General features: G+C 64.2%; 8 protein-coding genes and 1 pseudogene. All 9 read right to left on the bottom strand.

Annotated elements, in window-relative coordinates; genetic code table 11:
* Window positions 1-13: 13 nt before the first annotated feature.
* Window positions 14-4,844 (bottom strand): annotated as a pseudogene (locus PO768_RS01305) (glutamate synthase-related protein).
* Between the two features lie 116 nt (window positions 4,845-4,960).
* The gene (locus tag PO768_RS01300; RefSeq protein ID WP_272644547.1) at window positions 4,961-5,668 is read right to left on the bottom strand and encodes an REP-associated tyrosine transposase; all 708 of its coding nucleotides are present in this window, start codon (window positions 5,666-5,668) and stop codon (window positions 4,961-4,963) included.
* 52 nt (window positions 5,669-5,720) lie between these two features.
* Entirely contained in the window at window positions 5,721-6,848 is a 1,128-nt protein-coding gene (locus PO768_RS01295) for a deoxyguanosinetriphosphate triphosphohydrolase (RefSeq protein WP_272644546.1), read from the bottom strand.
* Window positions 6,849-6,857: 9 nt separating this feature from the next.
* Window positions 6,858-7,961, bottom strand: a complete 1,104-nt coding sequence (aroB, locus tag PO768_RS01290; RefSeq protein ID WP_272644545.1) for a 3-dehydroquinate synthase — start codon at window positions 7,959-7,961, stop codon at window positions 6,858-6,860.
* A 37-nt stretch (window positions 7,962-7,998) separates the two neighbouring features.
* The gene (locus PO768_RS01285) at window positions 7,999-8,565 is read right to left on the bottom strand and encodes a shikimate kinase (RefSeq protein ID WP_272644544.1); all 567 of its coding nucleotides are present in this window, start codon (window positions 8,563-8,565) and stop codon (window positions 7,999-8,001) included.
* 8 nt (window positions 8,566-8,573) lie between these two features.
* Window positions 8,574-10,649 carry a hypothetical protein gene (locus PO768_RS01280; RefSeq protein ID WP_272644543.1) on the bottom strand — a complete coding sequence of 692 codons (2,076 nt, stop codon included), beginning with the start codon at window positions 10,647-10,649 and terminating at the stop codon, window positions 8,574-8,576.
* Between the two features lie 61 nt (window positions 10,650-10,710).
* Complete coding sequence (gene pilQ / locus PO768_RS01275; RefSeq protein ID WP_442953160.1) at window positions 10,711-12,912, bottom strand: type IV pilus secretin PilQ; 2,202 nt, start codon at window positions 12,910-12,912, stop codon at window positions 10,711-10,713.
* A complete protein-coding gene (locus PO768_RS01270; RefSeq protein ID WP_272644542.1) occupies window positions 12,909-13,448 on the bottom strand; it encodes a pilus assembly protein PilP in 540 nt (179 codons plus the stop codon). Before PO768_RS01270 ends, pilQ begins: the two co-directional genes overlap by 4 nt.
* Window positions 13,448-14,146 (bottom strand): type 4a pilus biogenesis protein PilO, encoded by a 699-nt coding sequence (locus tag PO768_RS01265; protein WP_272644541.1) that lies wholly within the window; start codon window positions 14,144-14,146, stop codon window positions 13,448-13,450. Before PO768_RS01265 ends, PO768_RS01270 begins: the two co-directional genes overlap by 1 nt.
* Window positions 14,147-14,153: the final 7 nt, after the last annotated feature.

Below are 14,153 nucleotides of genomic sequence, written 5' to 3'. Positions count from 1 at the left end.
GCAAGTGAATTAATTAAACCTTTGCAGCCGACGCAGGCGCCTTGGCATGAGCAATGGTGTCGGCAGCCTCCTTGGCTGCATGGATCTCGCCCAGCGCACGGCGGTACTCGTGCGGGAAGACCTTGACGAACTTGGCACGCGAGGCGGCCCAGTGGTCGAGGATGTCGCGGGCGCGCTGGCTGCCGGTCCAGCGGTGGTGATCCTCGATCATCTTCTTCAGGATGGCCTCGTCGGTCTGCTGCTCGGACCCGGCCAGGTGGTGCCAGACCGCGCGCTCCAGTGTGGCTTCCTGCTCGGCGGCCGGCAGCACCTTGTCCAGCGCCACCATGGCCGGGTTGCAGCGGCCGGCGAACTGGCCGTCCTCGTCATAGACATAGGCGATGCCGCCGCTCATGCCGGCCGCGAAATTGCGGCCGGTCTTGCCGAGCACGACAACGGTGCCGCCGGTCATGTACTCGCAGCCATGGTCGCCGGTGCCCTCGACCACCGCCGAGGCGCCCGATAGCCGCACTGCGAAGCGCTCGCCGGCCACCCCGCGGAAGAAGGCCTCGCCACGGGTCGCGCCGTAGAGCACGGTGTTGCCGACGATGATGTTCTTGGTGGCGTCGCCACGGAAATCGATGCTGGGGCGCACGACAACGCGGCCGCCGGACAGGCCCTTGCCGGTGTAGTCGTTGGCATCACCGATCAGATAGAAGGTGATGCCCTGGGCCAGGAAGGCACCGAAGCTTTGGCCGCCGGTGCCCTCCATCTGGATGAAGATGGTCTGGTCGGGCAGGCCCTCGGGCTTGCGGCGGATCAGCTCGCCGGACAGCATCGCGCCCACGGTGCGGCGCACATTGCTGACCTGCTGCATGAACTGCACCTTCTCGCCGCGCTCGAAGGCGGGCAGGCACTTCTCGATCAGCTTGACGTCCAGTGCGCGGTCCAGGCCGTGGTCCTGCGTGTCATTGTGGATGCGGGCCACCTCGGGCGGCATCACCGGCCGGTGGAACACGCGGGCGAAGTCCAGGCCCTTGGCCTTCCAGTGCGTGATGCCTTTCTTGGTGTCCAGCAGGTCGCTGCGGCCGATCAGTTCGTCGAACTTGCGTAGACCCAGCTGAGCCATGATCTGGCGCGCTTCCTCGGCGACGAAGAAGAAATAGTTGACGACATGCTCGGGCTTGCCGGTGAACTTGGCGCGCAGCAGCGGGTCCTGCGTGGCCACGCCGACCGGGCAGGTGTTCAGATGGCATTTGCGCATCATGATGCAGCCCTCAGCCACCAGCGGCGCGGTCGCGAAGCCGAACTCGTCGGCGCCCAAGAGCGCACCGATCACGACGTCGCGGCCGGTCTTCATCTGGCCATCGGCCTGCACCCGCACACGGCCGCGCAGGCGGTTCAGCACCAGGGTCTGCTGCGCCTCGGCCAGGCCCAGCTCCCAGGGCGTGCCGCAATGCTTGATCGAACTCCAGGGCGAGGCGCCGGTGCCGCCGTCATGGCCGGCGATCACGATATGGTCGGCCTTGGCCTTGGCCACGCCGGTCGCGATCGTGCCGACACCGACTTCGGNCGCCGTCATGGCCGGCGATCACGATATGGTCGGCCTTGGCCTTGGCCACGCCGGTCGCGATCGTGCCGACACCGACTTCGGACACCAGCTTGACCGACACATCGGCGCGCGGGTTGACGTTCTTCAGATCGTGGATCAGCTGGGCCAGATCCTCGATCGAATAGATGTCATGGTGCGGCGGCGGCGAGATCAGGCCGACGCCGGGCACCGAGTAGCGCAGCATGCCGATGTAGTCGGTCACCTTGCCGCCGGGCAGCTGGCCGCCTTCGCCGGGCTTGGCACCTTGGGCCATCTTGATCTGGATCTGGTCGGCGCTGACCAGGTACTCGGTCGTGACGCCGAAGCGGCCGGACGCGACCTGCTTGATCTTGGAGCGCAGGCTGTCGCCTTCCTTCAACTCGTAGTCGACCGCGATGACCTTGTTGCCGATCACATCGCTGACCTTGGTGCCGGCTGTGATCTTGATGCCCTTGAGCTCATTGCGGTAGCGGGCCGGATCTTCGCCGCCCTCGCCGGTATTGCTCTTGCCGCCGATGCGGTTCATCGCGACGGCTAGGGTCGCATGGGCCTCGGTGCTGATCGAGCCCAGCGACATCGCACCGGTGGCGAAGCGCTTGACGATCTCGGCTGCGGGCTCCACCTCGTCCAGCGGGATCGCCTTGCTCGGATCAATCTTGAACTCGAACAAGCCGCGCAGGGTCATGTGGCGCTTGCTCTGGTCATTGATCAGCTGCGCGTATTCCTTGTAGGTCTCGAACTTGCCGGAGCGCGCGCTGTGCTGCAGCTTGGCGATCGCGTCGGGCGTCCACATATGCTCTTCACCGCGGGCGCGCCAGGCGTACTCGCCGCCGGCGTCCAGCATGGTTTCCAGCACAGGGTCGTCGCCGAAGGCGGCCTTGTGCAGACGGATCGATTCCTCGGCCACCTCGAACACGCCGATGCCACCGACCTGGGTGGCGGTCCCGCGGAAGTACTTCTCGACGAAGTCCTTCTTCAAGCCGATGGCCTCGAAGATCTGCGCACCGCAGTAGGACATGTACGTCGAGATGCCCATCTTGGACATGATCTTCGACAGGCCCTTGCCGACCGCCTTGATGTAGTTGTAGATGGCCTTGTCGGCGCTCAGATTGCCGGGCAGCTCGGCATGCATGCTGCTGAGCGTTTCCAGCGCCAGATAGGGGTGGACGGCCTCGGCCCCGAAACCGGCCAGCACGGCGAAGTGATGGACCTCGCGGGCCGTGCCGGTTTCGACCACCAGGCCGGCGGTCGTGCGCAGGCCTTCGCGCACCAGATGGTGGTGCACGGCGGACAGGGCCAGCAGCGCAGGGATGGCGACACGGCTGGCGCTCAGGTGCCGGTCCGAGATGATCAGGATGTTGTGGCCGCTGCGGATCGCGTCCTGGGCTGAAGCGCACAGCGAGGCCAGCTGGGCTTCGACACCTTCATGACCCCAGGCCAGCGGGTAGGTGATGTCCAGCTCGTAGGACTTGAACTTGCCGTTGGTGTGCGACTCGATGCCGCGCAGGCGCGCCATGTCCTTGAAGTCCAGGATGGGCTGCGAGACTTCCAGCCGCATCGGCGGGTTCACCGCATTGATGTCCAGCAGATTGGGCTTGGGGCCGACAAAGCTGTTCAGGCTCATCACGATGTTCTCGCGGATCGGGTCGATCGGCGGGTTCGTGACCTGGGCGAACAGCTGCTTGAAATAGTTGTACAGCGGCTTGTTCTTGCTCGACAGCACCGCCAGCGGCGAGTCGTTGCCCATCGAGCCTATGCCTTCCTCGCCGTTGGTGGCCATAGGCGCCATCAGGAACTTGATGTCTTCCTGCGTGAAACCGAAAGCCTGTTGGCGCTCCAGCAGCGGCGTCTCGAAGACCACAGGCTTGACCTCGGTCACTTCGATGTCGTCGAGCTTGACGCGGACGTTGTCGATCCACTGGCGGTAGGGCCGCGCGTTGGCGTACTGGTTCTTCAGCTCCTCGTCATCAACGATGCGGCCCTGCTCCAGGTCGATCAGGAACATCTTGCCCGGCTGCAGACGCCACTTCTTGACCACCTTGCCCTCGGCAATCGGCAGCACGCCAGACTCCGAGGCAAGGATGACCAGATCGTCATCGGTGACCCAGTAGCGGGCGGGGCGCAGGCCATTGCGATCCAGTGCGGCGCAGACCTGGCGGCCGTCGGTGAAGACCATCGCGGCCGGGCCGTCCCAGGGCTCCATCATCGCCGCGTGGTACTCGTAGAAGGCGCGGCGGCGCGGGTCCATCAGCTCGTGCTGTTCCCAGGCCTCCGGGATCATCATCATCGCCGCATGCGCCAGCGGATAACCGCTCATCGTCAGCAGCTCGATCGCGTTGTCGAAGGTGGCGGTGTCGGACTGGTGCTCGAAGCTGATCGGGTAGAGCTTCTTCAGATCCTCACCCAGCACCGGCGACTTCATCACGCCCTCGCGGGCCCGCATCCAGTTGAAGTTGCCCTTGACGGTGTTGATCTCGCCGTTGTGGGCGACCATGCGATACGGGTGAGCCAGCGGCCATTCGGGGAAGGTGTTGGTCGAGAAGCGCTGGTGCACCAGCGCGATGGCCGAGACCACGCGCGGGTCGGCCAGGTCCTTGTAATAGCTGCCCACCTGGTCGGCCAGCAGCAGGCCCTTGTAGATCACGGTGCGGCAGCTCATGCTGGGCACGTAGTACTCGCGGCTGTGGGTCAGCTTCAGCGCCTGGATCGCGCTCGACGCGGTCTTGCGGATCACATAGAGCTTGCGCTCCAGCGCGTCGGGCACGATCACATCGGTGCCGCGGCCGATGAAGATCTGCCGGATGATGGGTTCCTTCTCGCGCACCGTCGGCGACATCGGCATCTCGCGGTTCACCGGCACATCGCGCCAGCCCAGCAAGACCTGGCCCTCGGCCTTGATCGCGCGGGCCAGCTCCTGCTCGCAGGCCAGACGCGAGGCATGCTCCTTGGGCAGGAACACCATGCCGACGCCGTACTCGCCCGGGGGCGGCAAGGTGATGCCCTGCTGGGCCATCTCGGCGCGGTAGTAGTCGTCCGGGATCTGGATCAGGATGCCGGCGCCATCGCCCATCAGCTTGTCGGCGCCGACGGCACCGCGATGGTCGAGGTTCTCAAGGATCTTCAGACCTTGCTGAACGATGGAGTGGGCCTTCAGCCCCTTGATATGGGCGACGAAACCGAGGCCGCAAGCGTCCTTTTCGTTCGACGGGCGATACAAGCCATGTTCGGCCAGGTCTTGGATCTCGGCTTGTTGCAACTCTGTGGCCTTGGTCATGGCTCTCTCCACGCTATCAGCAATGGCGCGAAGCGTACTGCGCCGCAGCAAAACCATCAAGTCCGATTAAATAGGGTCAGACTCGATTTAAAACCCATCGAATCAAACATCCCCAATTAATTAGGGACAGAGTCATCAACACGCTTGCGCGGGCGCCCTCGGCTTCGGGGCGCCGTCGGGCGGTCGACCTGTGCGGCAAGCCCTTGCAAGAAACTTGCCGAGCCGAGCGGCCAGCCCTTCAGGGCTGAGGCCGTCAGTGCCCCGACTTCCTCGGCGCTGAGGCCCTGCTCCAGCAGTTCACGGTAGGCCGCCTCGCGCTCGAAAGGCGTGTTGCCCAGCGCCCAGTACATCGGATGTTCGGTGACCAAAGGATCGCGGCGGCGCCCCAGATGGTGGGCGCAGCTGGACCAGGGGTAGGCGCCAGCATCCACCGCCATGCCGGCCCGCAGCGGATTGAGCTCGATATAGCGCGCGCAGGCCAGCAGATGGCGCTCGCCCTCGATCAGCGCCGCCCGGAAGCGCCCTTCCCACAGCGTGCCGCTGCGACCATGACGATGGTTGAACCAGCCCACATAGCGCCGCCCCAGCGACTGCATCATGCGGCTCAGGCCATCCAGCTGCTGTGGTGTGGCGAGCAAGTGCACATGGTTGTCCATCAGCACATAGGCATGGATGGCAACCTGATGGGTCAGCGCACACTCCCGCAAGGTGGCGAGGAAGTGCTGCCGGTCCTTGTCATCGACGAAGATGGCCTGGCGGTTGTTGCCGCGCTGAATGATGTGGTGGGGCTGGCCGGGCAGCACCAGGCGGGGAAGTCGGGCCATGGGATCGGGCTTTAATTGAACCTGACCCCATTATGAAGGTATGAAGGGAAGATCAGAACAGCTGCTTGCCGGTCAGGCGCTGGTGCTCGCGCAGTGCAAAGCGGTCGGTCATCCCGGCGATGTAGTCGGCGCAGGCGCGGTGCGCATCCTCGGTCTGCGTGTACTCGGCGGGCAGCTGGCGGCTGTCGTTGATGTAGATCTCGAACAGCTCTCGCAGCACCTGTTCGGCGCGCAGCCGCGTGTCCTGCACCTGGGGGTGGCGGTAGAGCTTGGCGAAGAGAAAGCGCTTGAGCTCGGTGCTGGCGGCGCGCATCTCGGGGCTGAAGCACAGCAGCGGCGGCTGCACGCGCACCGCATCGACGTCGGCTGGCGCCACCGCATCCAAGGCCGCCTGGCTGGCCTTGATGATGTCGTAGACCTGCTCCGACAGCATGCGGCGTATGGTTTCGAACAGCAGCCGTTTTCCCTTGAGATGCGGAAACTCGGCCATCGCCTGGCGCAGATAGCGCTGCACCAGCGGCACCTCTTCCAACTGCTCCAGCTCGATCAGCCCGGAGCGCACCCCGTCATCGATGTCGTGGGCGTTGTAGGCCACCTCGTCGGCCAGATTGCAGAGCTGGGCTTCGAGGCCGGGCTGCTGGCCGCAGAGAAAGCGCGCCGCCACACCGCCGGGCTCTGCCGCCTCGAGCAGTTGCGCATTGCGCTTGCTGCAATGTTTCAGAATGCCCTCGCGGGTCTCGAAGCTCAGGTTGAGCCCGTCGAAGGCCGGGTAGCGCTGCTCCAGCTGGTCGACCACGCGCAAACTCTGCAGATTGTGTTCAAAGCCGCCGTGCCCGCGCATGCATGCGTCCAGCACGTCCTGGCCCGCATGTCCGAAAGGCGTGTGGCCCAGATCGTGAGCCAGCGCGATCGCCTCGACCAGATCCTCATCCAGCAGCAAGGTGCGGGCGATCGAGCGGCCCAGCTGCGCCACCTCCAGCGAATGCGTCAGCCGGGTACGGAACAGATCGCCCTCGTGGTTCAGGAAGACCTGGGTCTTGTAGACCAGGCGCCGGAATGCGGTGCTGTGGACGATGCGGTCACGGTCGCGCTGGTACTCGCTGCGTGTCGGGGCCGGCGGCTCGGCGAAACGCCGGCCACGGCTGCTCAGAGGATCACAGGCGTAGCGAGCGAGCGGCATCGGGAAGGCTCAGGCCGCAACGTTGGCTTCAAGCACCTCGGCCACCAGCGCATCCGGTGCCCCGCGCATGCCGGCCTTGCCCAGGCCCTCGATCAGCACAAAGCGGATCTCGCCGCCCTCGCTTTTCTTGTCCACCCGCATCAGTTCGAGATAGCGCTCGACGCCCAGACGCGGCGCCCGCACCGGCAGGCCGGCCGCCTCGATCAGGCGGCGCATGCGGGTCAGAAACTCCGGCGGCATCAGGCCCAATCGCACCGACAGATCGCTGGCCAGCACCATGCCGCAGCCAACGCCCTCGCCATGCAGCCATTCGCCATAGCCCAGACCGGTCTCGATCGCATGGCCAAAGGTGTGGCCAAAGTTCAAGATGGCGCGCAAGCCCTGCTCGCGCTCGTCCTGGCCGACGACCCAGGCCTTGATCTCGCAGCTCCGCTTGACCGCATAAGCCAGCGCCGCCTTGTCGCGCGCCAGCAGCGCGCCCAGATTGGCCTCGATCCAGTCGAGGAAGTCGGCGTCGGCGATAGGCCCGTATTTGATGACCTCGGCCAGGCCTGCGGCCAACTCGCGCGGCGGCAGCGTGTCCAGCGTGTCCAGATCGGCAATCACCCGGGCCGGCTGGTAGAAGGCGCCGAGCATATTCTTGCCCAGCGGGTGGTTGATCGCGGTCTTGCCGCCGACCGAGGAGTCGACCTGGGCCAGCAAGGTGGTGGGCACCTGCACAAAAGGCACACCGCGCATATAGATGGCGGCCGCAAAGCCGGTCATGTCGCCGACCACGCCACCACCCAGCGCGAACAGCACGGTCTTGCGATCCGAGGCGCTGCCCAGCAGGTGGTCGACGATCTGATTCATCGTCGCCCAGTCCTTGTACTGCTCGCCGTCCGGCAGGACCACGGCATCGACCCTTGCGTAGTGGGCCTGCAGCCGGCTGCGCAGGCGCTCCAGATAGAGCGGCGCCACCGTCTCGTTGCTGACGATCAGGGCCGCCGCCGCGCGCGGCAGGCCTTGCCAGGTGGCGGGATCATCCAGCAGCTGCGGGCCGATCAGGATGTCGTAGCTGCGCTCGGCCAGCGCGATGGAAACCGTGGAGGGGGAACAGCGATCACTACTCATGGGCAGTGAGTGTACGGGTGCATCGCAGCGCTGTTGTTCAGCAACGCTCCGCGCCCACCGTTGCAGCCACTCGCGCAGGATCCACGAGCCCGGCCAGTTCCAGCTGCATCAAGATCATATTGACCAAGGCATGCACCGATGGCCGCCCGGTCTCCAGCACGAAATGCGCCGTGCGCCGGTACAGCGGATCACGCTGGGCATAGAGCTCGCGCAGCTTCTTCAACGGGTCCTTGACCTGCAGCAGGGGGCGCTGCGTGTCGTGGCGCAGGCGACGGAAGAGTTCCTCGGGGGAGGAGCGGAGGTAGACCACCGTGGCCCGGCGGTGCAAGACCTCTCGATTGGCCTCGCGCAGCACCGCACCACCGCCGGTGGCCAGCACCATGTCTTGCGGGCTGCACAGCAATTCCGCAATCACCTCGGACTCGACATCCCTGAACTTCTCTTCGCCCTGCTGGTCGAAGAAACTGCGGATGCTCTGACCCAGGCGACTCTCGATCTCGGCATCCGAGTCCACACATGCCACGCCCAATTGCCGCGCCAATTGACGGCCGACGGTGGACTTGCCACCGCCGGGCATGCCGACAAGAGCTATGAGGACCGACATGCAAAGGCTCAGTTAGCGCTCCGGCAAGTCAGGCCATTGTTATCGTTCATGTAGCCCCGCACCCCATAGGGACTGAAGACGAAAGCCGGCGCAATATCGGCACTCTTGACTGCAGAACCAACAAAAGGAAGCACACCGTCATAGATAGCAGGTGGGCTCAGCACACCCAGCGCAGAGGCCTGGATGCGGAAGGCCACCCAGCTCGCCACACTCTTCGCGTACTCGATCTTCAGCACGGCGTTGCCATTCGCGTCGGTCTTGCCACCGTTGACCATAGAAATTGACACATCCGATTTGCGCGGATCCAGCTGTGCATTCGAGTTGATGTCTTCGCCCGCATCGATCACGCCATTTCGCGCCTTCGGGTTGCCCTGCCCGTCCTCGTTCTGGCAGTAAGGCACATACAGACCATTTCTCGAATCTGCCGTGACATGAGCACCCGTGTCCAGACGATCCACACCGACAAGCCAAGTCGACGATGCGGCGTCCCACATATATCGACCTTTGTAATAGCCAAGAAGATCAATCGACGGCGTGATCTGCACATCGGCCTTGGGATTGCCCGCCGCGTCGACCACCTGCAAGACAAACTGCTTGATGTAGTTCAACGTGTTGGTGCTGGTCAGTATCAACTCATTCGTACCAATTGTGATCGAGATGGGATCTGAGACAACGGTCAGCGTTGCCCGAACCGCATTGGGGCAGAGGCCTTCAGCGAAGTCGTTGTAATCCCAGCAGGCGCGAATGGTGACGCCATTGGTCGGGCTGGGCCGCACGCCGGGCACGTAGCTGGTGACCGCCGCACCGACCGCATCGGAGTAGACCAAGGACGTACCCGAGTTCAAGGAACCCGGAACCGCATTGGCATCGCCATCGCGATCAAAGCGAACCCGTATATTCTTGACCGGCACATTGCCCGCGCCGAAGAACAGCGCGCGAATCTCGGCGCGGTTGGCCGTCGGTGCGCTCGCTTCGTTGACCGGGACCACATCGGGCGAGGCAGACAACGATGCCGACGTCACGGCCACCGTGACCGGGGGCACGGTGGATGTACCCGACGGGACGGTCACCGTCTGAACAATTTTGGCTCCGCCTGCCAAGGCCGTGATGTCGATGGGGCCGGGCGTCGTCGGGGCCGTGTACTCGTATACGTAGACGCCGTTGGCATTGGTCGAACCGGTGGCGCTGGGCAGACCGGGAGCAGAGATATTCACCGCCACCCCTGGCATGGCGCTCTGGTTGACGTCAGAGAGCCGGAACTCGACCTTGCTGCCGACCTGCCCAGGCGCCGGCAAGGCCGGCAGGGCCGTCGCGCTGAGTTTGGCGCCATTGACCAGGAAGCTGGCGCTGAACTCCAGGCTACCGCTTGTCGCAGTCACCGTGATCAGACGATTGGATTTGTCGGCGCCGATCTTGACGGCCGCTGTCACTTCTCCGCGTGCGTCGGTCTGTGTTCCGTTAGGCGCCACCGTGCCGGTGTCCACCGAGAACGAAACCGGTATCCCGACCACCACATTGCCGCCCGCCCCTACAGCAGTCACCGTCGCAGTCACGGCGTCGCTGCCGGAATTGCCGACCGACGGCTTGTCCAGCACCATGGTCAGCTTGTCGGCCTTGGGCACCGTGATCACCGGATCAACCACAGCGAAACTCGCCGTCTTGTTGATGCCGCTGGCCGACGCCGTGATCGTGATCGTGCGCTTGCTCGGGTCGTTACCAATCTCGGCAGTTGCCAAGATCTTTCCTTCTGCAGAAGTTACGGTGCCGGCCGGGCTGACAGTGCCGCCGCTATCGATCGCAAAGCTGACGGGCACATTCGCCAGGCCCGCACGGTTGGCATCCACAGCCATCACGGTGACAGCGACAACTTCTGCTCCGGTGCTGGGAACCGACTCCTTGTCGAGGCTCACCACCAGATCAGCCACCTTCACGACGGTGCCAGGATCTCCGCCCCCAAGCACTGGGTCGCCGGAGTTGCCGCCGCCTCCGCCACAAGCACTCAGCGCCAGGGCAACCACCGAACTCATTGCCACGCGCCACAGCCAAGCCGTGGGCGTATGCGTCATCAACTGCATGCTGCTCATTTCTTCAGACTCCTGCTACACCCTGCGCGGACAAGATCAGCGCTGGGCATTCTCCCTTTGATTAACGAACCGTCACCCGATCGTTCACGACCTTGGGGGTGAGGAATATCAGCAACTCTGTCTTGCTCGATGTCCGCGACTTGTTGCGGAACAGATGTCCCAGCACCGGCACATCGCCCAGCAGCGGGACCTGCGAGATGTCTTCCCGCTCATCCAGCGTGAAGATACCGCCGATCACCACCGTGCCGCCGTTCTCGACCAGCACCTGGGTCTGCACATGCTTGGTGTTGATCGCATAGCCCTGCGGCGTCAAGGTGCCGCGGCTGTCCTTGTTGACGTCCACATTCAGGATCACATTGCCCTCGGGCGTGATCTGCGGCGTGACTTCCAGCTTCAGATTGGCCTTGCGGAACTGGATCGAGGTGGCGCCGCTGGCGGTGGCCACTTGGTAGGGCAGTTCTTCACCTTGCTCGATCAGGGCCCGCACCTGGTCGGCGGTCACGACGCGCGGACTGGAGACGATCTTGCCCTTGCCATCGGCTTCCAGGGCCGACAGCTCCAGATTCAGGAAACGGTTGGCCGAGGCGCTGAACAGCGACAGCGCAAAGGTCGCCGCCGTGGCGCCGCCGAAGCTGTCCGAAGAGACATTGGCCGGCAGGTTGACGAAGTTGCTGTTGGCGTAGTTCTGCGCCACGCCCTGGTTGGTCTGTGCGCCGACGGCCAGCGAGTTGCCGCCTATGGTCACATAGTTGCTGCCGCCGACGTTGTAGCCGGGGATGCCGCCCTGCAGGCCACGCAAGTCCTGCGAACCCAGCTTGACACCCAGCGAGCGGCCGAACTTGTCGTCGGCCTCAACGATGCGGGCCTCGATCAACACCTGCCGCACCGGGACGTCGATCTTGGCGATCATCGCCAGGATTTCCTCCAGCTTGGACGGAATGTCGGAAACGAAGAGCTGGTTGGTCCGGGTCTCGTAGATCACGCTGCCGCGCGGCGACAGGATGCGGGTGTTGTTGCTGCCACCACTGCCGCCACCGCCACCGCCACCCTGACCGGCCGTCTGTCCGGTCAGGCCCTTGGCGACTTCTTCGGCCTTGGTGTAGTTGAGTTGGATGGCCTGGGTGCGAGTCGGCTCCAGCTGCGCGATCTGGGCCTTGGTTTCCAGATCCAGCTTTTCCTTGGCCGCCAACTCATCCTTGGGCGCGATCCACAACACATTGCCGGACTTGCGCAGCCCCAGGCCCTTGGCCTGCATGATGATGTCCAGCGCCTGATCCCAGGGCACATCCTTCAGGCGCAAGGTCACATTGCCAGTCACCGTGTCGCTGGTCACCACATTGAAGTTGGTGAAGTCGGCGATCACCTGCAGCAGCGCACGCACTTCGATGTTCTGGAAGTTCAGCGACAGCTTGTCGCCCGCATAGCCGGGACCGGTCGTCAGCTTGTTGGGATCGACCTTGACCGGCCGCACCTCAAGCACGAACTGGTTGTCGCTCTGGTAGGCGCTGTGCTCCCAATTGCCCTTGGGCTCGACCAGCATGCGCACCCGGTCGCCGTTCTGGGTTGTCGAGATGGTTTGCACCGGGCTGCCGAAATCAGCGACATCGAGCTTGCGACGCAGTCGGTCGGGCAGATTCGCGCGCAGGAACTCGACCACCAGATTCTGACCCTGCTGCTGAATGTCCACACCGACCTGGTTGCTCGGCAGGTTGACGATCACGCGGCCGGTTCCATCGGCACTGCGGCGGAAGTCGATGTCCTGCAAGGTCTGCGGCGAGCTGTTGAGGCTTTGCGCAAAATGCACCGGCTCGGCGCTGCCGCTCGGAGCGGCCGCAATCCCGGGTGCGCTGTCCAGCACGATCACCAGCGCGCTGTCCTGAATCTCGGCGCGGTAGCCGGAGGGCTGGCGCAGATTCAGCACCAGCCGGGTCCGGTCACCGGCCTGGGCCACATTGGCCGAGCGCAGATTGCCCTGATTGATCTCGACCAGATTGCGCCCCATCGCATTGCTGATGCCCGGCAGATCGATTGCGATGCGCGGCGGCGTCTGCACCGTGAAGCCCTTGGGCACTTCGCTCAGCGGCTGAGTGAGCTCGATACGCACCACCTCCACGCCCGCTTGCTGCACGCTGTTGATCGAGCGTATTGCATTCTGGGCCCAGGCCTGCGCCGGCACAAGAACACATGCGCCGAAGGCCAAGGCCAGAGGTCCCGCTATATGGCGCCAGAGGCTCATCCTGATGGTCTCCTGAAAATTCTTCATCGTCCCGTCTCCTGCAACTGGAGGGTACTGGTGCGTTCAATCCACTCGCCCGCAGCGTCCTGGACGACTTCTCGCAAGGTAATCTCGGTTTCGCTGATCTGGGTCACCCGTCCGAAGTTCTGACCCAGGTAGTCGCCACCCTTGATCTGGTGCAGCAGGTTGTCGACCCGCAGCAAGGCATAGCGGCGGCTCTGCCGGGTCAAGCTCCCCACCATGGACATGCTGTCCAAGGGATAGGCCTCCAGCGGCTCGCGCCGACGATTCATCTCGGCGGCCAGCAGGGAACTGGGCTGGGCCGCCTCCTGCTTGATCGCCACACTGAGTTTTTGCGTGCTGAAGGGATCGACGCCGGCCTGCGCCTCATAGGGCTGCGGCAGGAACTTCTTCGGCGGCACCAGCGGCGTGATGGTGGCGCGGGCGGACTTGCGCTCCTGCTCCATCCATTGCTGCAACTCATCGAGATCGGCCGCGCAGCCGCCCAACAGGGCCAGGCTCAGCATTGCCAGAGCGCGCCACCGGCGCTTGCCGCAGTCCATCACTTTTTGGCTCCCGCAGCCTTCTTGCTGGCTGCTGCTTTTTTCTGTTCGGCCACTTCGCCGGCATCCAGATACCGGTAGGTGCGCGCGGTGGCCTCCATGCTCAGCGCCCCACCCAGATCCTTGCCGGTCGGCGCGACCACGCTGAGGTTGTGCAGGGTGACGATGCGCGACAGATTGGACACATCAGCGGCAAACGAACCCACATCGTGGTAGCGGCCAGACACGCGCAAGGCAATCGGCAACTCGGCGTAGTAGTCCTTGACCAGGATCTGACCGGGGCGGAACAGCTCGAACTGCAGGCCACGGCCCAGGCCGGCCTGGTTGATATCGGACAACAAGGCATCCATCTCGGCCTTGCCGGGCAGCTGTTTCTCGAGCTGGGTCACATACTCCTCGACCTGGCTTTTCTGCTTGCGCAACTCCGGCAGATTGACAGCTTGGGCCAGCTTGCTGCGGTAGTCCTGCTTCAGATTGGGTTCTTTCTCGCGCTCGGCATCAAGCGCGGCCTGCACATCGGCCAGCACCAGAAACCAGCCCAAGGCCACGGCCGCCAGCACCACCACCGCAAAGGCGGCCAGTTTTGGCAAGACGGGCCACTGTCCAGGCTCGTTCGGATTGAGGCCGCGAAATTGCTCGGCCACGCCCTCGAACCAGGCATTGATATCGATATTGACGGAAGCTCGCTTGGTCGACATGGCTTTG

The sequence above is a fragment of the Paucibacter sp. XJ19-41 genome (genome assembly GCF_028462495.1).
GTDB lineage: Bacteria > Pseudomonadota > Gammaproteobacteria > Burkholderiales > Burkholderiaceae_C > Roseateles_E.
Note: the sequence above shows the minus strand (reverse complement) of the source record. Positions and strands in the feature narration are given on the sequence as shown.

Coding starts and splice junctions, on each gene's coding strand:
- PO768_RS01300 (WP_272644547.1), bottom strand. CDS start 5,668: ATGGCCCGACTTCCCCGCCTGGTGCTGCCCGGCCAGCCCCACCACATC.
- PO768_RS01295 (WP_272644546.1), bottom strand. CDS start 6,848: ATGCCGCTCGCTCGCTACGCCTGTGATCCTCTGAGCAGCCGTGGCCGG.
- aroB (WP_272644545.1), bottom strand. CDS start 7,961: ATGAGTAGTGATCGCTGTTCCCCCTCCACGGTTTCCATCGCGCTGGCC.
- PO768_RS01285 (WP_272644544.1), bottom strand. CDS start 8,565: ATGTCGGTCCTCATAGCTCTTGTCGGCATGCCCGGCGGTGGCAAGTCC.
- PO768_RS01280 (WP_272644543.1), bottom strand. CDS start 10,649: ATGAGCAGCATGCAGTTGATGACGCATACGCCCACGGCTTGGCTGTGG.
- pilQ (WP_442953160.1), bottom strand. CDS start 12,912: ATGAAGAATTTTCAGGAGACCATCAGGATGAGCCTCTGGCGCCATATA.
- PO768_RS01270 (WP_272644542.1), bottom strand. CDS start 13,448: ATGGACTGCGGCAAGCGCCGGTGGCGCGCTCTGGCAATGCTGAGCCTG.
- PO768_RS01265 (WP_272644541.1), bottom strand. CDS start 14,146: ATGTCGACCAAGCGAGCTTCCGTCAATATCGATATCAATGCCTGGTTC.